16 protein-coding genes and 1 pseudogene are annotated in these 21,946 nt (G+C 30.3%); all 17 read right to left on the bottom strand.

Going from position 1 to position 21,946, the window contains the following annotated elements; genetic code table 11:
- Positions 1 to 333: 333 nt before the first annotated feature.
- Positions 334 to 618 carry a hypothetical protein gene (locus tag QWC74_RS01490; protein WP_040764044.1) on the bottom strand — a complete coding sequence of 95 codons (285 nt, stop codon included), beginning with the start codon at positions 616 to 618 and terminating at the stop codon, positions 334 to 336.
- A gap of 11 nt (positions 619 to 629) precedes the next feature.
- Entirely contained in the window at positions 630 to 2,756 is a 2,127-nt protein-coding gene (locus tag QWC74_RS01485) for a DUF262 domain-containing protein (RefSeq protein WP_006785111.1), read from the bottom strand.
- Between the two features lie 17 nt (positions 2,757 to 2,773).
- Positions 2,774 to 3,592, bottom strand: a complete 819-nt coding sequence (locus QWC74_RS01480; protein WP_006785110.1) for a hypothetical protein — start codon at positions 3,590 to 3,592, stop codon at positions 2,774 to 2,776.
- Between the two features lies 1 nt (position 3,593).
- Positions 3,594 to 7,022, bottom strand: a complete 3,429-nt coding sequence (locus QWC74_RS01475) for a hypothetical protein (RefSeq protein ID WP_006785109.1) — start codon at positions 7,020 to 7,022, stop codon at positions 3,594 to 3,596.
- Positions 7,006 to 7,899, bottom strand: coding sequence for a DUF4007 family protein (locus QWC74_RS01470; protein WP_006785108.1), 894 nt, complete (start codon positions 7,897 to 7,899; stop codon positions 7,006 to 7,008). Before QWC74_RS01470 ends, QWC74_RS01475 begins: the two co-directional genes overlap by 17 nt.
- Before the next feature lie 25 nt (positions 7,900 to 7,924).
- The gene (locus QWC74_RS01465; RefSeq protein ID WP_006785107.1) at positions 7,925 to 8,506 is read right to left on the bottom strand and encodes a hypothetical protein; all 582 of its coding nucleotides are present in this window, start codon (positions 8,504 to 8,506) and stop codon (positions 7,925 to 7,927) included.
- A gap of 1 nt (position 8,507) precedes the next feature.
- Positions 8,508 to 10,508 carry an AAA family ATPase gene (locus tag QWC74_RS01460; protein WP_006785106.1) on the bottom strand — a complete coding sequence of 667 codons (2,001 nt, stop codon included), beginning with the start codon at positions 10,506 to 10,508 and terminating at the stop codon, positions 8,508 to 8,510.
- Positions 10,508 to 10,669: a hypothetical protein gene (locus QWC74_RS01455; protein ID WP_006785105.1), complete on the bottom strand. Its 162-nt coding sequence runs from the start codon at positions 10,667 to 10,669 to the stop codon at positions 10,508 to 10,510. Before QWC74_RS01455 ends, QWC74_RS01460 begins: the two co-directional genes overlap by 1 nt.
- A 16-nt stretch (positions 10,670 to 10,685) precedes the next feature.
- Positions 10,686 to 12,821, bottom strand: coding sequence for a DEAD/DEAH box helicase family protein (locus QWC74_RS01450; protein WP_288993844.1), 2,136 nt, complete (start codon positions 12,819 to 12,821; stop codon positions 10,686 to 10,688).
- 412 nt (positions 12,822 to 13,233) lie between these two features.
- Entirely contained in the window at positions 13,234 to 14,682 is a 1,449-nt protein-coding gene (locus QWC74_RS01445; protein WP_006785103.1) for an IS66 family transposase, read from the bottom strand.
- Between the two features lie 583 nt (positions 14,683 to 15,265).
- Positions 15,266 to 16,003, bottom strand: coding sequence for a hypothetical protein (locus tag QWC74_RS01440; protein WP_006785102.1), 738 nt, complete (start codon positions 16,001 to 16,003; stop codon positions 15,266 to 15,268).
- Positions 15,993 to 16,841 carry a hypothetical protein gene (locus QWC74_RS01435; RefSeq protein ID WP_006785101.1) on the bottom strand — a complete coding sequence of 283 codons (849 nt, stop codon included), beginning with the start codon at positions 16,839 to 16,841 and terminating at the stop codon, positions 15,993 to 15,995. The genes QWC74_RS01440 and QWC74_RS01435 overlap by 11 nt, the downstream gene beginning before the upstream one ends.
- A 2-nt stretch (positions 16,842 to 16,843) precedes the next feature.
- On the bottom strand, positions 16,844 to 18,718 hold the full coding sequence (locus QWC74_RS01430; protein WP_006785100.1) for a hypothetical protein: 1,875 nt from the start codon (positions 18,716 to 18,718) through the stop codon (positions 16,844 to 16,846).
- Between the two features lie 396 nt (positions 18,719 to 19,114).
- Complete coding sequence (locus QWC74_RS01425) at positions 19,115 to 19,960, bottom strand: excalibur calcium-binding domain-containing protein (RefSeq protein WP_050775612.1); 846 nt, start codon at positions 19,958 to 19,960, stop codon at positions 19,115 to 19,117.
- 111 nt (positions 19,961 to 20,071) lie between these two features.
- Positions 20,072 to 20,800, bottom strand: a complete 729-nt coding sequence (locus QWC74_RS01420; RefSeq protein ID WP_006785098.1) for a DUF421 domain-containing protein — start codon at positions 20,798 to 20,800, stop codon at positions 20,072 to 20,074.
- A gap of 113 nt (positions 20,801 to 20,913) precedes the next feature.
- Positions 20,914 to 21,066 (bottom strand): hypothetical protein, encoded by a 153-nt coding sequence (locus QWC74_RS01415; RefSeq protein WP_006785097.1) that lies wholly within the window; start codon positions 21,064 to 21,066, stop codon positions 20,914 to 20,916.
- 89 nt (positions 21,067 to 21,155) lie between these two features.
- Positions 21,156 to 21,946: pseudogene (locus tag QWC74_RS01410) on the bottom strand (hypothetical protein); the annotation flags it as partial.

Genomic DNA, 21,946 nt, shown 5'->3' with positions numbered 1-21,946 from the left:
ATTGGGTCACCTGCCATGCGAAGCATGTTTCCTCCACTAGTAGGGTAATTAAATCTCGTATTCTCATGATTCAAAATCTAACAAAACCTAAAACAAAAATCCTAGCAGCATAGCCACTAGGATTTCAATTTAATTTTTCATTGTAATAGGTCACAAATTAATCAGCAACACTATTTGACAAAGAACCCTTTTCTATACTAATTAATTCACTTTGCTATTTACGAGGTTCCTATTAATAATAAATGAAGACTTTAATTTCATATTTCCTCTTTTTAAAACTATTGGAATAGCAGAATTTTAGTAGAGATTTAAACAATTAAACTTTTTCTCAGTTTATATTTTTTTCCATTTTATTTGATTATTTTGTCGAGAGTCCTTTTTTTCATTTGCAATAAACAGAACGTTTCCTCTAAATCGTTTCGATTTTGCACCATCTCTGTATATTCCATAATCTAAAATTACATTTTTTACTGCCGAAATTGGAAAGTCATAACAATCTAGAGATACGTTCAAATGATTTTCAATATAATTAACAATTTCCGCATAGCTTAAATATTCATTAGAAGAGAGTGCCATATCAATATATTTAATTAAATCATCTCTATTTTTAGTATTCATACTTAAATACCCTAATTTAATAACGTATTTATTTCTTCATGGATTCGATCTATAAATCGTTCATATCTTAAGCGAATCTCGTCAGAATATAAGTCTGTTTCTTTTTCATATTTTTTATTAGTTAAATAATCACCTTTTTTTATGAAGTGTTGCGATAAATTGACGTGATCTAATTCGCTAATGTATTTTTCTACAGCCATATCACTTATTGTTCGATTAGTACTACTTAGAATATAGGTTCTATTTAAAATACTATTGAGAGGATGGTCTGGTTTTTTTCTTAATTGACTTGATGATTGACCAATAGAAGATGCAGTTTTAAGAGGACGAATATGGTGATCTTCTACTTTTATTTCATCAGACATAATAGACCACGAAGTTAAATAGGTGTTATCTAAAAAATCTCGCGGACAATTTGTGAGAATATATTGCAATAATATTTTATGAATAGCACTAGGTGCAGGTTTTTCATTAAGATTTAATAGGGTGTTTTCATCGCAATATTCTTGAACATTGAATAAATTTTGTTTTAAGTTAGAATAGATATTTTGATCCGTAAATAAGAAATATCTAATCGTGTTAACATCCTTTAAACAACGCTCATTTTGATTTTTAGAATAAGCCCCTCCGAAAATTGACATCCAATACCAAGCTTCTAGCTTATTTAGAAGTGATTCATTTAGCCAGACATTATCATCAATTAAAGCGATTGCCAATGGTAATAAAATTAATTTATATTGTAAATCTTCAATTTTTGCAACACCACAGCGCACATTTAAAAATAGACACGCACGTTTTAACCCTTTTAGAACGATGTCTGTATTATCATTAATTTCATTATGGGTTAAACTTAAAATTCTTTGTCTACCAATTAAATCTGTTTTGTGGTTCGCAATTTCTAGTTTATAATCTATATCTTCATTAAGTTCTTTACAATAAATTGACAATAAATTTAGATACTGATTTTTAATGGCATCGTTTATATTTCCGTCCTTTATAATCATTTTTGATATATTTAAATTCTTTGGTCGGAGAGAAGACATTGAAATTCTTGTGGTTAAGCTATCTGGCAAATGAATTGTATTCTCAAAAGAGTCTTTGAGCCTTAAACTAAGAGATTTTAATCCTTTATTTCGTGCTGCTCTGGCTACAACAAGATCAAAGTTACTTAATTTGGTTCCACCTCGATTGATATTTTCAAAAATAATCACAGCTCTACCAATTTCATCTGATTTCAATTGGATGACGGGAACATCTAATGTTAGAATTTTTTCTAAATAATTGCAAACATCGGTAGCCCAGGTCGATGAAAGACGTAGCCAAAGAGAGTCAATTTCAAATTGAGTCAGTTCATCGATATTTTCTTGAATGTCAATATCTACAGCTTCGAGGTATTTTACTATTAAATCAATATCATCTCCAATTTCTGTTTTTATTTCGCCCACTCTTTGATTTGCAATCTGATTCATGATATTTTTTATAGTTTTAGTTTCGTCATCTTTAAATAAGCAGTAAAGAGGAATATAGCATCTTCTTGCACATTCTTTTTCAAAGTAACTATTATTTTTTTTCTTTTTCTTTTCTTCTGAATCCTCACTGTTAATTTTAACTTCTTTAAAAATGGCTCCAGGATTACACCATTTATTAGTTAATGTTTTTCCTATTGATTCATGAATTAGTCGATTTTCAAAAGCTATTGGGTCTTGTTTTCTGAACAAATCTTTATCAAATACTAGATTTTCATACCCAAATATATCCTCTTCATTCTCTGAGGTGTTTACCCTCAAAAAGAGCCTATTTTTTAAAACAGGATACACTTCATCCATTACATTTTTCCAGTTATCTTTGCTATAAAAGTCACAAAAAGAACTCATTAAACTTGTAATACGTTGTTGCCCATCAAGCAAGTAAAGGCATTCATCTGCTGGGGTTTCAACCATTTTTGAATAGCCTATTCTTTTAGAGGAAAAATCATCAGAAACCCCTTCTAGTAGCAATACACTTCCGATGGGTAATCCTAATAATACAGATGCAATTAAATCTTTTTGCTGATTTTTTGTCCATTCTAAATCTCGTTGAAAGTCAGGTAAAACTAATTTTCGTTCATCTATTTTATGAAATACATCACCTAATAGCAATTTAATTCCCCCATTATCTATGAAAATGTACAAACACATGGAATAGACTGAGAATCATCATCCTTTTCTTGAACAAGAACGTCAAATCCTTTTTCATCCATCATTTTTCTATACTCTTCTAATGTGAATCGAGTCCCATTTCGTTTTAGGATAGAAACATCCTTTTTGAACTCTTCTCTAAAACGACGTTCCATGTCTTCTTGTTCTAAATATCGTTCAGGCCATACTTTATATAAAGTTGCATAATGGCCATACCCACCGCGTACACATCTTCCTGCACAATTGGCATGCTCAAAACCTAAAGCATACATTCGAGGTAATTTAATCCCCCATTCATTTTCTATAATATGTTTAGCATCTAAATCTTGTCTAAACGTTTCAATCAGTGGAAATCTTGTTTCAACTGGTTCAATTGGAAAATGTTCATAGAAACTAGTTAAGTTTTCTGCACGATGTTTTTCATGGGGGCCAATTCCGAAGTATAAAATAGGCTCAAATCCTTCCATACGTTTTTCTTCAATGAAGATTAAAGTTTGTCTCACTTTAATTTCTTCAGAACATTTTGCTAATCTTGAATTTCCTAGATATCCCATATCAAAAAATACGTCTTCTGGAGTTCGACCGTCTACAATGTATGTCATTGGTAAACCGATATAATCAGCAACTTCTTCCATGAATCTATAGTTATCTTCATCTTCCCATTGTGTGTCTGTAAAAAATAAAATACTATTATCTAATCCGTATTGTTGTGCCATACGATAAGCAACATATGCACTCGATGCACCACCACTAAACATAGCTATATGTAAAGGTTTACGTTCTTCTTTTGATAACATTTTAAGCTTCCTCTCCTGTTTTGAGCTTTTGTTCAATAATACTATATAGGATATATTCAAGCTCATTATTGGTAATACGTTTACCTGAGTTTGTAATCATGCGTTGCAAATTATCATAAAGTGTTTTTGCTCGCGGTGTTAATTCTGTTTTCATAATGTACTTAGTTTCATTGTTTAATTTTAGGGCAACATATTTATCTGGATTAAATTCTGTTTGGTTAACTGATTCAATACAGTTTTTAACTTCATTGATAAACGTTTGAGTGAAGCTATCTGTCCATTCTGTTGCATAAAATTCAAATAGTTGGTATGAAAGTTCATTAATAAATGTAATTGAATTCTCATTATTACATTTTAATAATTTTTGGATAAATAAATTATCTTTATTTTGTGAGTTTTTATCAATAGCCCAACTATAAAGGTTATGAATATTAGTTTCTGTTTCAATTAAGTTTAATGTTTTCTTAATCTGATTTGGGAACCATTCTTCTAACTCTTGTTTATAAGCTATAAAATTATTTGAGTGATTTTTAAGCCAGCTTAAAGAATCAGTAGGATCTACTTCTAATCGTCTAATATAAGTTTTAAATAATAATAGATGTTCAGGTTGATTACTAGTAGTTTGACAATATCTAGGTAATTTCTGTAACCATCCTAATAATGCACTACTTGCTTGAATATGGACTGATTTATCTAAAACATGCTGAGATAAATTATCTTTAAATAATTCTACAATTTGATTAAAGAAGTCGAAGTCGCTCTCATCAAAATTATTGACTTGATAAGTAATATTTGAACCATCTAATACCATCTCACATATTTCTTGACTAGTTACACGGCTAATATATTGTCCCTTATTGAAAAACATAATATTTGGCCAAATGTCTTGTAGAAGTCCAACTAATACAACAGGAATCACTGATTCACGTAATCCATAAGGTTCATTTCTTAAGATATTGACTAAATCTGCAAATTTATTACTTAAGTGAATATTTGATAATAATGTATCACGTAGCTTTTTTAAATCATTATTCGGCATATTAGATAAATCAATAGATGATTGGATACCGTTATTTTTAAAAACGGTCGCATAAATTAAATAATCTGGACCAAAACCTTGAATGTTAAAGTTATCTTTATCTGGGTTTTCTATTATTGCGTCGATAACTTTTTTTGATGCATTTCGTTGAACAGTAGCAATATTACGACGATTAAATGCTTCATTATTAATGATTGGAGTCAGTGGGTATTTAGTGTAGAATAATTCTGATAATTTTCTTTTTAAAATAAGTTCATTTTTTATATTTGATACAGATTTTAAATTAGGTAAATACCATTCAAATTTATTATTAAAACTTGTTAAATATTTAATTTTTTGTTTTAAATGAAATAATGTTTCATCTTGTTCAATTTGCAATTCAACCTTTACATACTGATCCTCTGACAGTAAAGTAGTATTTTCTAATAATTGATTAATTGCTACATATTTATACAAATCTTGTTTAAAAAAGTCTATTTTTTTATTTACAATACAGAATAATTGATTAGTATATTCTTGTTGGATAAGTTGTAATTTACTTAAGAAATCTTGTGTTATATCAACAGTAGGAATAATTATATTAATATACGCATCAGCATCTGAATCTAAAAATATGCAAGTATTATTTGAAATAATTTCAGGCATAACTACCCTTACATTCGCGAACCTAACCATTTTCTTTTGTAAATTATATTGATCTGCAGAATAGAATTTTTTATCAAGTAGAGATTGTATTAAACTACACTGCGTATCGTAGGATATCGATAAATTATTTACTTTATTTTGTATTTCTTTATCTAAATCAATAGAACTTCCTTCGTATATTTGCCATTGCTCGAATAATCTATTATATCTTAAAACTCTAAACCCTTTTAATCTTGAAAGAATTTGCTCTGTTTGAATAATCGACCATCCCATAGCGTAGCTAATAAACTCTGTTGTTAAGTTTTGTGTACTTTGAAGGTTTGTTATTTGCCATAATGTAATAAATTTTAATAAATTTATCATTTCATTATAAATTGTTTTATCTTTGTTATTCGGAATCTTTGAATAATTTTTTAAATAAGTTTTTAGTATGCTATACTTTGAATCAATCGTTGAAGAGTTATTAATATCATTAAAGAAGAATTCAAATAATTGATAAGGATAATAGGTGTCATGTGAATTATTTATATGATATCTTAGACCGTTAGTATCAGTTGTATCTAAAAAAGTAAATAATGTTCTTTCATTTTGACCAAAGGCATTTGACAATGGCTGTAACAATGCGAGTGATACAGGGTGTAATGGATAACATCCTTGAACCACTAGTGTTTCTAATTCCGTTCTGTTTAAAGAGAATAGCGGATACTTTCTTAATTGACTTAGATTCGCTTCTAGAGATAAAGGATCTATTTCTTTTTGTCTAAGATTGCTAATAATTTTATCAGCTATGCTAAAGAACATATTTGTATTGGAATAAATATAATGTTTTTTAAAACGTTTTTCAATTCTTTGAAATTCATCAATAAATTGAGGTTTATCCGTAAAGTATTGTCTCATATCTTTATGTGAGATAAAAATACTTCTTGCATTATCAATCCCGTGATCTAATAATTCTGCAAAATCTTGAATATACTGCATTGTTGTATGAGTTTTATCTTCTGGAAGTGTTTGTAAAAAACGTCCAAACTCATCATATATAAAAACAAGACCTAATCCGTTTTCTTTTAATTGTTCTAATATTTGCTCAATTTGAGAGATAAAATTATTATTGTTAAAATAATTAAATGAGGCCCCTGAGGTTAACTGCGAATATAATTTTTCAAATATTTCATAGGCATCCTCTTGAAGATTTAATATATTATCTTTAAATTGTTTAATGTTTGTTCCTTGGATGATTAAAAGCTTTTTAAAATTCTTAAAGGTTGACGGATATTCTTGCTCCCATTGTTCAATTGTTTTTAAGATTTCAGTACTTTTATTATTAAAAGTAATTTTGATTTTTTTCTCCTCTAGAACACTTAAAGTATTTAATAAGATTGCATTATGAAAAAGTCCCTCATTACCATTAACAAATACAGGAATAAAAGTTAAAGGAGATTGTCGAAGCTTTTTAATATTAGTAGAAATCTTCTCATCATATTTTGAAAATGAATTGATAATAGATTCTGTTTCAGTTAAAGAAAATGATTTAGATAGTAAATTTGAGATTAGCAGACCTAATAATGACTTTCCTGTTCCATATGCTCCAATAATAATTTGATTGTTTTGTGTTTTAGAATGAGTAACCGATTCACAAATAGAATTTATCACCTCTACATGTGTTGGTGTAGGAATATAATAATCTAATAAATCATTTGCCTTAAAATCGTATTTAATATTAATGCTAGGTTTAAATGATTGATTCATTTATATCCCTACTTTCTTTATAAAATTGCTTAATTACTTCTATAGAGTTAACAGGTCTATTTTTAATTTGAATAGTATCGAGATTATTTGTTTGTATAAACTCTAGTTTTCCTTGTTTCTTTAATGAAAAGATGTTTTTTAAAATTTGTTCTGATTTCAAATTAAATAATTTTCCTGGAAGCTTTTTAAGGTTAATAACTTCGTTTAAGGTCAATGAGTCTAACTCGTGTATATTCATATAGTCAACAAGTATATAGTAAATTAGTTCATCACTAATGTTTTCTATTTTCCCCTCTAATTTTACAATATTATCTTTTTTTGAAACTAGTTCTAAAGAAGATAAAGGACTATGCAAAACATCTTCAGGGTCCTCAAAAGCGTTGTTAATGTCATACATGTATAATAAACAATCAATATCTCGTTTTAATGAATTAATTGAAATATCTTTAAATTTTGATGCCCATTGTGTAAATTTTTCAAGTAAAAGATCTCTTTCAAACATATTTCCTTCTAGTTCATTAAAAAACCAATAGATAACTGTTGAACTTCTGTTACCATTTAAATCATTTACTTCAGAGTTTTTAGCTAAATTATAGTGTATTAATGCTCTAGTAAACGGAAGATTCAAATTTGAGTCATTATTAAATATTTCTTCTCCAAGCTCTGTTATTGAAAAAATTTTATTTTTAACATCATATTTCGTTACTCCTGTGGCAATTAGCCAGAATCGAAGAGCTGTTAACATGTTTTTCCCTATCCCCATTTTTTCAAAGGCATCAGGTTTTGATAAAAGGGATTCATCTAAGGATACAGCTTCTAAACCTTTATGAAGCCAACCTTCTCGTAGATAAAAACTTTGATGTTGCCCAAATCCCATTTTAAATGCTCCTCTCTATTATTAACTAGTCAAAATCTGTCGAATCCATAATTAAATCAATATCTACAAAGTCATCGTCTATTTTATATTTTTCTTCAAGTGAACTCAAATATTGTTCTAGTCTATCGTAAATATCTAACTCATCTTCTGCTGTAAGGTATTGCCCTAAATCATTTTTTAAGATTTTTTCATCAATTATTTCCAGACCACCTAATGCGTAATTATAGAATATATTATTACGTGATACAAGATAGTTTTCTTCATCGTTGCTTTCACTAAAAAAAGCTCTTTTTACATCTGAAACTTTTGTTAAGTCTTGTGTCAAAATAATAGGTATTGCACTATAAAAATTTAAATCAAATAAATTTCTATTCAGTGTTTCAGTAAAGATTGTTGTTCTCTCTTTACCTTTCAAATCAGGAGTAGATTTATAATTATTCAATACTCCAATTAGCCCTGCTATATAATATGCGTCAATTACTCTGCTAAAAAGTGGTGGAGGTGTTATTCCAGGCTTCAGATTTTCATTTGTTGAACTAATTTTATTGATTATATCTGAATGTTTTCCATAAAATACTATAGAGTTTAAAGTTTCAAGAGCTTGCATTTTATTCCTCCCCTAATTCTTTGAAGAATACTTTTTTATCTTCGTCATTTGTCATTTCATATTGTTTTCCAATAACATGCTTAACTGATTCCTCAACAATTCCTTTAAATTGTTGATCAATAGAAAATAAAATCACTTGGTCTGCAAATTTCGGCAGCAGAGGTGCTATTCCTGAGATATGTGCCGTATCTAGTTTCGCAAATGGTGCATCTAGGATGAGAGGATATTCTACAGTAGCTTCTAATTCATTTTTTTTGGTTTGAGCTTGCTCTTTGGCAATTTTTAAAATAGCTGAAATTAATGATAGACTAGTGATAATAGACTCTCCTTCACTCAAAGCCTCACTACCAGTATATTTGTCGCGAATTTTATAATTATAGTTGCTGTCTATTACTACTTCTTTAGATTTTTTATGAGAAGCATTTGAAAAAACAGCGTTGACTTCATCATTTAATTTTTTATGGATATCAGATTTTTTCTTCTCAATTGTAGTATCTAAAATTTTAATTAAATCATTTGCATATTCAATAGATTCTTGATGCTTTTGATTTTCATTAGTATATTTAGTATATAAAGAAATATCGTTATCAATTTTCTCTAGTTTATTTTTGAGTTCAGTATTTTGATGCTCTAGAATTCCTATAGTTTTATTCTTATCATCATATGTACGTTGTTTTTCTTGTTTCGATAAATGTAAATGGCTAATATCTGTTATTTGAGTAAGTTTTCTATCGATTGATTTAATTTCTTCAAACGTGGTTTGTTTTTTCTCTTCTTTGTCAAAATACGAATCAACAATCTGTTGTTTTTCTGTTTCAACTTCCTCAATATTATTTAATTTTTCTAGATAACGTTCTTTAAAACCATGAACTAAAACCCGATGATCATGGGGAGGTAAGTATTGTTTTAAATCACATAATAATTCTTTCTCATTTTGCCCCACTTTCCTACCACAGATACAAAGATTCTTTTCAATGATAGTGTCTATTGCTTCAGCATTTATTCCTGCAATTGCTTCTTTTGAAATATTAGAGGTATCAAGGTTTAAAATGACATCATCTTTAATTAATGACAATAGTTTAGTAATCGTATATTTAGTATAGGTTTTAGGAAAAGATGGCTTAGAAGTTTTTTTACCTGGATATAGTAAATCATTTAAATCTTCTGTTAATGATTCAAAATGTTGATTTTTTTGTTTGTATTGTTCTTGTATTTCAAAAGCATCAGCATTCAAACTTATTTGATGATTTAATTTCTCAATATCTTCAGATAATTCATCAATATCTTTTGATAATTGCTTTACGGTAATTTCATTTCTATCTAATTGTTGCAAAATTAGGCTTCTAGCATTGATAGCGGTATCTAATTTTTCTGAGCCTTCACTTTTAATTTGACTGTGAAGAAGTGGCATTAATTTTCTTTCTAAGATTACCTTCAATGAATCATATACATCAATATTTAGAATATTTTTAATTCCTGTTGAAATATCTTTTCTTGCTTGTGCGCTATTTTCACCTAAATTTTTAATTCGTTCTCCATCGAATAAAAAATAAGCTGACATTTTTTCAGGAAGAATATTATTTATTATATTTTCAGCACTTTCCATTGTTTCTACTTTAGAATTCCCTTGAGAATCTATATAACTGATTTTAAAGGTTTCAGAAAATGTTTTAGCTGTGCCATCAATTAATTTACTTACGCGTCTAGTTCTATCAATTGTATATTCAATTCCCTCATGACTAGCTACTACTATTACTGAAACAGGAAGAGAACTGTGTTTTTCTAATTGTTGAAATATTGTTTCATTTATAATTTTATCCGGATCAGGTAATTTCATCTTACCATATAAACACCAGTTAAATGCTTGTAATAAGGTAGTTTTACCACTCCCATTCATCGCATGAATAATTGTTAGATTTTTTTCATCATTAACTGAAAACTCTAAAAGATTTTCTCCTGAAAACTGTCTAAAGTTAATTATATTTATGGATTTAAATTTCATTAGTTATTTAACTCCTTTTCGATTAAATCTTTATATATACGTGCAAGATTTTCTTGTGTTTTAACTTGTTTTCCGTTTTTTTCTAGAATCTTTTTATCAAACTTATATTGTAATTTTGCCATCTGTACAACCATTTTTTTCTTTGATTCAATATCCTTCATATTTTAGCCTCCAATACTAGTTTGTATTTTCAATATATTGATTTAATCGGTATGCTTTATAAATATCATTTGCTAAATTTAACCCAAGTTCAGGATTAATAGCTAATCTTGCAAATTCTAATATACGATTATACTCTTTCATAATTAAATATACTTCAGCTTCAGATTCAGGACCATGACTCAGTACTTTTTGAAGTTCTCGAGGTAGTGTTACAAAGTCGAATATTTCAGCATAATCTTTCCCTGGTGAGTTGCGTAGTATTCTCCCTCGTCTTTGAATAAATTGCTTTTCATTTGTTGTACTAGATAGGATGAAAGCTCTACGTGTAGCAGGAACATCTACTCCTTCATCTAAGCATTTTATTGCAACTAAGCCTTGGATATCAGATCCCGAAGCAAATCTTTCTATAAGTTCTCTGCGTGTGTAAATGTCCTCTTGAGCTGTAAATGTATGGACTTTCATATTTAATTCTTTCCCCATATATACATTTAATGCCTCAATTTGCTTTATTGGTAATTTACTTTCTCCATCATTTATTTTGACACTAGAGCAATAAATTAAGTTGTAATAAGTATCTTTAAATTCATTAATTTTCTCTTTAAACGCTTTAAACTTATTGATTGATCCATCGGCAATTTGATAGGTTAGTTTTATTTTTTCTTTAAAATTATTATTTGAGAATGAAAATTGTCTTAATTGTGAAAGACTGTAACCTTGAAATTCATTTAAGATATCATAAAATTTATTTGATTCACTTGAATCTAAGTATACAACAATAGGATGATAGATATATTTTGTTAAAAATCCATTTTTAATAGCTTCTTCTAAATCATATTTAAAGATGATTCCATTAAAATATTGAATTAACTTTTCTGTTCCTAGTTCATCATTATGTCGAATAGGTGTTGCAGTTAATCCAAGTCTATATTTAAAATCAGTTGATAAATAACTAAGAGTTGATTCTGCTCCTAAGTTATGGGCTTCATCTGCAATAAAAACAACCTCATGTCGCTTTTTTAATTCACTTAAAAGTACTTGGAATTTTGTTGTTTTAAAACTATCATTTGTTGTTACTATCGAAAGATGTTTTCTTTTTGGATCAAGATTCAAACGTCGAGCTTGTCTCTGAATAATTTTATCCCAATTTGCGATATCAGAATAAGCCTTAAATGGACTGTACCCAAATTTAATTAATTCATCATACCATTGATCAACTAAGTGTTTATAAGGCGCTAATATGACTACAATTTGTTTTAAGTCTTGTTTAATAAGCATCTCATAATGTTTAACTAGAGAATAACACGCTGTAATTGTTTTACCAGTTCCCGTGGCCATTTGTAAAATTCCCTTATAATCATTAATAACCCACTTTTGGTATGCTTCTAACTGATATGGTCTAATACCATTCTGTAACCAATGAGGTATACAAGGTCCAGAGGGATGAATATCGTAATTAGGTAACTCTTCTTGAATTATAGGGAGTACTCCGTTTTCCTTTAATTGAATTAGACGTTTTTGAATTACTTCTGTAAAGTCATAAACGTCTAGATTTTTTGTTTGATTATCCCATAATTTATCAAAATTATTTTCTTTTGAATTAATTCTAATTAGATCTCTTAAATCCCAGGAAAAATATAAATCTATACTTTCAAAATTATCACAATATCCATTAAATGTTTCATTCATTGAGCCGTTAAAAGCAATTTTTTCATTATCTTCATCGGTAATAATTCCAATTTTTTCGTGAAAAATCCCCTTAGTGTTACGGAAAGCAATTTTTATATCTAAATTACCTTTGGCAATCATACACTCAATTTTAGATAAATTTTCTTTTTCTTGTTCATTATCTGGAATTTCTAACGAATTTATGATACAAGAAGTAATAATCTTAGTTCTATTTTCATAACCCTTTTTTATTGTTTCAATGTCTTCATCAGATAAATTTGGTGAAGCAATGAGCTTCATTTTGGCACCTTTACGCATAAACTCATCTAATTCATCGCCTAATAATAACAAAGAATGTGTTGAAAAATATCCGACTGCCCTTTTATAATCAACGGCATCCCGAATAACTTTTTTGTAAAAATCATTTAAAATATCATCTTCCTCCGAGCGATATTGTAGTTGTAGCTCTAATTCTTTCAATCCCATCAAATCACCCTACCCTGTTAAAGTAAACAAGATAATTATAACAAAAAGCGACATATTTGTTAATTGATTTATAGCAAAAAACAGTATAAGTGATGTTAATTTTAATTATTTTATTCAGTAAGTGGAATTTTTATATTTTACAATAAATAATTCTGGTTCATGTAGCTTTTCCATCACTTATCCCCCTATATTCGCTATAGTTTTTATTATTGAATCAAAGAATTTAGATTGCAAAGGTATAACAAATTATATTTATTAATAGTTGTGTTTTCCGAGTAAAACATATTCTTTAAAATACAAAATCATTAAAAATAATATCTATTTATTAAGAGTAACTATTCAGCCCATAAAATAAGAGATGTATAAAAAGGGATGCTTCAAATAAAGTATCCCAGTCTAAGTTATTCAATTATTAAGTTAAAGACGGTTCGCCTAAAAACACTTGTTCAATTGATTCTAAAATATTCAGACTTTGTTTTCTTGCGGTTGAAATATAGCCTCGAACTCGACAGAATACTTGAGCCCCTTCCTCGCTTCTGAAACATCCGGATATTTTCTGTTTTACCTTCGTCATTCTAACATCACGTTCTGCTAAGTTGTTATCAAAGGGAACATCCTTTTGATACATAAATTCTAATACTTCTTCTTGGCAATCACGCAATCGGTTTAATAAATTAATGGCCTTTGTTTGTTTTAGACGCCCACGTTTCTTTTCTTTAGGTAAACTAATTGGATTTTCCAGATATCCTAATGTTAAAATCGTTTGATATCGCAACTCAAATTGAGATATAGCCTCTTGAGATAACGGATACTGATAGCTTTCAGAATATTCTTTCATATCCAAAAGCAGTTGTTTCATCTGCTTTGGCCATTCTTGTTTTTCAAACTCAATCATCGCATTTAATTCACGTAAATGATGGACATTACACAAAGCATGAGAACAATCTTGATATCTAAAATATGATTTCCAATGATCGTGAACAGCTGTTCCTTTATATTGCGAAAGAACTTTAATATCTTTAATTGCTTCGTTCCCTCGCTTTTCATGAACTTGATAATAGGTATACTTAGGATTTGAGACAACATGTAACCAGTGCCTATCTCCATTTACATAGCACCCTGTTTCATCCAAATGAACAACGTGAGATTGAATCAGTTTTTCTTTAATCAATTGTTCTGTTTTTTCAAGTGCTTTGAAACACTGATTATTCATGTTTACCAATGTTCCAGCACTAAGTGATTGTCCAAAAACATCTGAAGCTAACATTTTCAATCGGTCATAAGGAATCAAGTGTTGTTGACTTAAATAAACAAGGATAGATTTAAATCGTGTTCCATATTGAGTAGATTGTGTGACTTCTTTTGGAAAAAATCCTTTATTCTCTCTACTACAATTTGGACAGAACTTAACTAAAGCTGGGTGTTCAATAGCTTTTAAAGAAAGTTTAGGTAAGTCAAACACCTGTCTTTTAATGATTTTAGATGGAGTAATTTTAATTAATGAACATCCACAATCTTGACATAATTCAATATCATGAATACAAATTTCATCAGGATTTAAAACCATTTTAAGGGTCGTTCCTTTATGCCCCTCTTGACCACCAGGTTTTTTACTTGATGATTGACGTAAACTTTTAGTTCGTTTAAAACCATCAGTTGAAGGTGGGAGACTACTGTTTTTACTTGTTAACTTAGTTTTATTTTCTAAGGCTTTAAGACGGGCATCTAAATCAGAAATTGTCTCACTTTGTTTAGATACTTCTTGGGACAAATCTGAAATTTGAGAGGATAATCCTTGAACTAAAGTAACAACAGATTGTATACCTTCATTATAGACCTTTATGATTTCTGATTCTGACATAAGATGACACCGCCTTTTAAAGTTGGATAAGTAAGGATATTATACCTTAATATTTACAGATAAATAACACTATAAATATAAATACAAAACATTAACAAAACCACCAGATAACGGATGTTGGTTACCTGGTGGCTGAATAGTTACTATTAAGAAATATTTATTCTCTCAAACTCCCTACTTGGTGCCTGACAAGTCCCATTTGAACAAAGATAGTACGTTAGTTGATTACCGATTAGGTAGTCTTTTTTGTATGGTGCGAGTTTTGAGAGTTGGATATGGTTATTTCAACTTGTTGTCAAAGTAGAGGGTATTTAGCGACCTTTGTTGAGCGTCAAACACGTTTTTATATATCCATAAAAATAGAGCATCGCTCAGCATCCAAAATGTACCGAGCGATGTATAAGTAATATAAACACTTTCTTAAGAATACAGATTTAGCTAAAGTTAATGATTAAGAAATTAATGAGGCTTTAATGCTTATTAATCAACGTCAACGGAAATGCTTAGAATGGAAATCTTTATTCGACCTATTTGAGGAGAAAGTGTTGCATTTGTATTGATAATTCGTCATTTGTAAAATTACTTAACTCTTTTCATCCCAATACATTTCTAAATACTCAAAAAATAATGGTTCTAATTCTTTCTTACTCAGCATTGGGAACAAGATAACTGGATAACTTTTATTAAACTCAAATAGTACACGTCTTCCAACGCGCTCATCTTTTCCTAAATCATCGCGCCATGTAATTTTTTGCTTTAAGATAGCTGATAAGTCATACTCATCCACAATATCTAAAATATTGATCATAAATTCTCCATTGCGGAATACTGGATATTTTAACATGTAGTTAAACAGATCTAAATTATCAGCAATTAGACGGAAGTAGTGGTCATGGCGTGATGAATCTTTCACATGATCGACGACATACTGAGCACCAAGAATACATTTATAAATATAATTTTCCCAGTCAAATTTCTTTAGGACAACATTATTAAATTCTTTTATCCCAGATTTAACTTGAGGATAGTTTTCTAAAATATAGTCTCTTTTTGCCGTGCATAGGAACGAGTGCCAGAAACGTTCATCGAAATGTGTGTCACGATCAGTTTGCAAATAGTGATTTGCAATGACAGTAAATGCCTCGATGAATTTGTTTGCGCGTTCTGTTTCATCTGGTATATTGAGGTAGATCGGAAAGTCTGGAGCAGATTTTAAATCTATTACCTCATCACTTAAAAATTCTTCCATGCTATTAGTAAGGAAGGCATTGTAGAAGTCTTCGTTATTTTTATAACCTTTGTCTAATAAATTAATCTTCATTTTTATAAAGCCCCCTTACCGCAGTTGTAAACTTGTTTAAGATTTTATCTGAAATTTTAGAAATAACTTCATCCATATTTTCGGTATTCAACTCTGTTATCATCTTACTTTTCATCAAGTTATATAGTTTGAAGTCTAGTCCATCTTCAGGGTGTTCGATGTCTTCTAAGTAGACTTGATCATCTTCACCATGTTTAATAATAAAGCGATAAAGTGCTTTTTGAAGTCCCATATAGATGTATGGATTATTTAAGGTTCCGCTCATACTTGAATCATTGAACTGGAACTCTTCGTGTTTATACTGAATAATAATTGTTTCACTACCTAAATCAATTGCGATTTCTGATTTTAAATCTGGATTTAGTTTCTTTTCAAATAGGTCAAATGGTTTAGTTGTACTTCCATCGAAGATGACACAGTTTGAGAATCCAAGAACAGAGTGTTTTGGTACTGTAATGTCTTCTTTTATATCATCGTAAAAACTTGCTAAGTCTTCATTGGTTGCGAAATTCACATCCCCTACTGCTTGAATAAGTAGTTGGAGTGTTGTTCGCTTACTTAATGAGAGGCGTGTTTTAGGGATGATAACTTGATCTTCCGTTAAATTGACATCATAAAATTTGTTATCCTTTGATTGGATGACAAGAATAAGTTTTGCTTGTTTTGCTTGAATTAGCTTTTTGATAAAAGATGATTCAATTTCTGATTTCACATTGAATTGATAATGATCTGTGTTTTCTTGTAAATCGATATCTAAAATGAATTGGCATTGTTCGTATGAGTCTGATGTGTTTGTTAAGAGAGGGTATGGGAAATTCGCTTCTTTTTTATAAATCATGTCTACACCTCCACATAGTACACAAATTTCAGATTTTTGTTCAGATTATTATCAGATGATTGGAGTTTCAGCTGAGCTACCCCTTTAGTTAAGACAACATTTCTAATGATGTCGCCTTCGACTTTTAGTGATTTACTTGTGGTTAAATCGGTGATTTGCGTATAAGCGTCACGAAGCTTTAATTCATTAGGATATTCCTTCCCCATCCCATCAACAACAGCAAGTGAAATATCACAAGTATTTACATTTTTTATCTCAGGGCTTTTTGAGAAATCAAAGCGTAGGATTTCAGCATTACCAATGATTGCACGTTGAACACGATCTGGTTGTGCCTGGTATTTTATTTTACCTTCATCCTCATCTTTAGCACGAGATTTACGTTTTAGTGGTGGTTTTTGATCTTGCTCTTTCGCTTCTTTGTTTTTCGGTTTCTTCTTTGGAACATCTGTTTTAACCTTAACCACAGTTTGTTCTTTACTCCCTTTTTTCAACTTTACAGGTGAAGCTACTTTAGATAACTCTTGTTTAAACTGAGTTTCAACCACATATAAAATATCACCGGTATCAATCTTTCCATCCGTTGGATTGTTTTGTTTAATTGCCGCCTCAATTACTTGACTAATTTCTTTGGTAATATTATTAATGAAACGTTTAGCATTTGATTGAAGTTTGGGATCTTTGATGTGATCAAAAGCTAACTGCGTATGTGATTCGTTTTCCAGTGACTTTAAATAAGCATCTTCTTTCGAAGATACCGGAATTAAAATTCCATTAAACGGTTTATTGACATGGCCACTAATTTTCTTATCCTCAATCTTCATGCCGATTGTTCGAATAATCCCAATGCGCCCTTTTGGAATAGATAAATCATATCTAAAATATAAGTTGAATTCATAGGTTTCTTTTTTATCCTTAATTGTAATACGTTGTGGTTCTAATTCTGTATACGTTTGATAATAATACGGTGTAAAGTTCAAATTTTTAGGTTCTACATGATCTGGATAATAGATTGGATCAGCCATGTATTGACCAATGGTTTGAATATTCAAGCACTGATCATTAATGTAGACTTGCAACTTGCCTTCTAAAATAGATAAGAAGAAACTATCACAAACGGCCTTTATAATTTCGATTTCATCACTGAACTCCGTACGTAAAAACGGTACAATAATTTTTAAACCACGTGTCTGTTTTTGGAATACCTCGTGGTAATGGTTTTCAAAGGGATAAAATTTACCATCCTGTATCTGTGTAAAATAACCTGTTGCACGATAACATTTCGAATTCATTTCATGTTCAATTAATTGAATAGTTCCACCGAGGTGCTGATTCCCAAATTCATCACAGTTCGCAAAATACATCAGATACAAATCAGATGCTGCATTTGATGCAATTTTCCCGATTCCGTGAGAACCACCGCGTGCCTGCTCTGCTGACTCATCTGCTTCAATTGTGTGAACCCCTTTGTTATAGGCGTAAATGCTCCACGTGTCCTCATTAGAATTGGTTTGCCCATTCTTTGCACCACGTAAGCCTTTTGTATTACTGTCTTCAAAAGAAATATACTGAATGATTTGAGTATGCATCTTATTTTGCATGTGCGCAATTGTTTCTTTTGTATATCCATTACGCCCTTGTAAACTCAAAATGCGCTCTTTTACTTCATCTAATCCAGGAATATGTTGTTTATCAATGGTTCCAGTTTTAATGGTTACCGTGACAGGATCGTCATTTTCTTTTAATTTCCCATCTAATGAGTTCTGAATATTCTCACGAATTAACCCTGATATACCATTTTTATAAAATCGCTCCAATACAGGATGAAAAGTCGACTCTTCAATACGATCAACTGGTGTGAACTGCCAGTATTGTGTCATTATTACCTCTCCCTACCCTAATTTCAATGTCACTTTATAGGTGAATATGTTTTTTATTGTCATATTTTTATTTTTACATGTGTTGGGTTAGAGATCAACAGAGAATAATTGTTATTTTCAATTCTCTCGAGATAAAAAAACATCTTACGTTTTTTCAAACATAAGATGTTCCACCATTTAAAACTGCTTGAAACGCCAGATTAGCATCCATTTTAATGGTAGTTCATCTTTGCTTTGAGTGTAACAAGAAATGTGAATATGTTATCAGTTTTATTTCTTCTTAAGCCTTACCCCTGCTCAACGGGATTCTTATGTAGAAAGATATAATTCTTTCCTGAATCCAATTTAGGGACTCTAAGTATATATTAATACCTTTATAATCATACTTGGTTTATTTTATCTTTCACAAGCCCAACCATCTTTATCGCGATCATGTTTTGACTCATAAGCTGGATGTCCTTGTGGAACCCCATCTGGATAAACTACTCTTAACAACGTACAGTTTTTGTAGGATTCTTTAGGAGCGGTTGATTCCTGATTGTAGATTCCATTCGGATTGTCATCTTTATATTGAGTAGAAGTTGAGCTTTCATTAGTTGATTGACTTTGAGTTGAAGAGGTATTGGGTGAGGTGTTGCTTGAGGAACTACCTGATGAGCTATTTGATGTGCTACTTGAACTTTCAGGTTGCTTACCAGCTTGATAACTTCCTGGTTGTTTATTGACTGAGACACCGTCTTCACTTAAGGTTACGATAATGGTTCCTTGCTCATCCGTTCGATAAACAGGGATTCCTAAGTTTTTAAAACGGTCCATGACTTCGGCATCCGGGTGACCATATTGATTATTGGCTCCTGCCATGATGACAACATGTTCTGGTGTAATGCGATTTAATAAAGAAGCTGTATTGCTTGTACTTGAACCATGATGACCCGCTTTAAATAAATCAACATCCCCAATAGTTGTGAGTGTCGCTTCGACTTGGCTTTCAGCATCTCCGAAGTGGTTTGCATGGAAATGAGTAATAATTAAATATTCTAATCCAGTAACCTCTTGATTTTTAAGATATGATTTAACTTTTGCATCATCATCACAATCACCAGCATCGATTAAAGCAAATTGTCCATTATTTTCAATAACTGTTATAGAAAATGGAATCAAAACAAAAAGATTAATCTGAGTATAGCAAGTAGTTGCTATATTGAGATTAATCTTTGTTAGATTTGCATATTCAATTGACAACAGTTCTAATGCTTCTTCTACTGTTAATCACAGTTAGAAAATAGTCAGCTTTAGGAGAAATTACATTCTATATATTTTTATTGACTGCTCTATTTGTTTTTTATTCAAGATTTATTCTAGATTAAACTTATTTTTAGAATTAAAATCATCCGGATATCTTACCGAAATAGTTAATTTTTTATTTTGGTCGATTCCTGCATAAAAAACATCTTCAATCTTATGTATATTCTTCCGTTTAAGTTCAGATTGTGGCCACTTTTTATTTATATTGGCCATTTCAAGATTCTTATCAATGAGTTTTCCATCAATTATAATATCATTTACTAAAGAAACGCTCTCGACCTTTAAATTCAAATCATCTGGCGTGACAGGTTTTTTATTAGCTTTTATTAAAACTGACAATTGGCCATTACTCTCCATTATTGCAAATTGTACATCCTCTAAAGCGAAAACATCCTTTTCTCTTAACTTCATCATGAGTTCATTTATTGTAAGTCTAAACTTTCTCATATTTTTATCAACAATGCGACCATTCTCAACTAATATCAAAGTTTTAGCATTTATTATTCTTCTGGCTGCATAACTTTTTAAATTTAAATAACTAGTTGATATCGTTAACAATGTAAAGATTATTAATGCTATAATTCCTGAAAAAACCACATGATCTTTATCAATTATAATTTTGGCAATTATCGAACCAAAAGAAATCCCTACTATAAAATCAAAGAAATTCATTTGTGAAATAATCTTAACGCCAATTAATTTACTGAGAAATAATGCTAAAATATATATTAAAATACCTTTAACTATCGTGCTAACAAATATACTACCATACATCATCCAATGTTCTCCTTACCTGAAGTATAATTATATTGTAAGCAAGAGAAGTCATTTTATTCATTGCCAATTATATTATAGAATCAAGAATATTAAATTCAAATTTTAATAGATTGTCAAATAAAATGTTCTTTGATTGCGATTTCTAAATTAGGAATATCATCAAGTTGTAATTGCTTTAAGTCAGCTAGAATTAAGGTTTCTAATTCTCCATCTAGGCGAAGGAATATGAATTTTAAACATTTTGCAAACTCTTCGTTCTTGGCCATCAAGAGTTTCAAATTTTTGTTTTTTTATTTGTCTTTTTAGACATTTTCTAAAAAGGTGATTTCCAAACACTTGGAAATCACCTTTTTGATTAAAGAATGTTTTTTAGACTTTCTAAGGATGAGGTTGGGGCCTGACAAGTCCCATTTGAACAAAGATAGTACGTTGGTTGATCAACGATTGGGTAGTCTTTTGTGTATGGTGCGAGTTTTGAGAGTTGGGTTTGATTTTCAGGTGTCTTAAATAAAAGGGTGGTATTAAAGTGAGGTGTTTCATTCAGTTGTTTGAGAATCTCTTTAATTTGTTCTTGTTTTGTCACGGTGATCATGAGTTCTTTGGTGTCACTTAGCGCGAATAAAGCAGCGATTAAGTAGAAGGTATGATTCATTTCATAGTGCTTCACTTGTTTGGCTAGGTACTGAATTTGTTTTTCAGCTTCTGTTTCAAATAAGGTATCACCTGTGAGTTTGGCTAGACGAATGAGATTGTATGCGGCGACTGAATTACCAGATGGCATAGCTCCATCATATAACTCTTTTGGTCTTAGCATTAAGGTTTCAGCATCATGTCCCGTTAGATAAAATCCACCCGCTTCATCTTTGAATAAGTCTAACATCTCTTTGTTTAATTGAATCGCTAGTTCTAAATACTCCACTTCTGCGGTACTTTGATGGAGTTCGATTAATCCGTATGACAAGAAGGCATAGTCATCAAGATAAGCTTTAAAATGACTCTCCCCTTCTCGGTATCTCGCTAAGAGTCGTGTTTCATCAAAGAGGTGTTGTTTAATAAAGATGACAGCTTTTGAGGCGGCATCTAAGTAAATCATCTTTTGTGTTTGCCCATAGAGTTTAGCAAAGGCGGCAATCATTAAGCCATTCC

Source organism: uncultured Turicibacter sp., assembly GCF_938044715.1.
Taxonomy (GTDB): Bacteria; Bacillota_I; Bacilli_A; order MOL361; family Turicibacteraceae; genus Turicibacter; species Turicibacter sanguinis.
The sequence above is the reverse complement of the archived record's forward strand: the minus strand, read 5'-3'. Positions and strand labels throughout refer to the sequence as shown.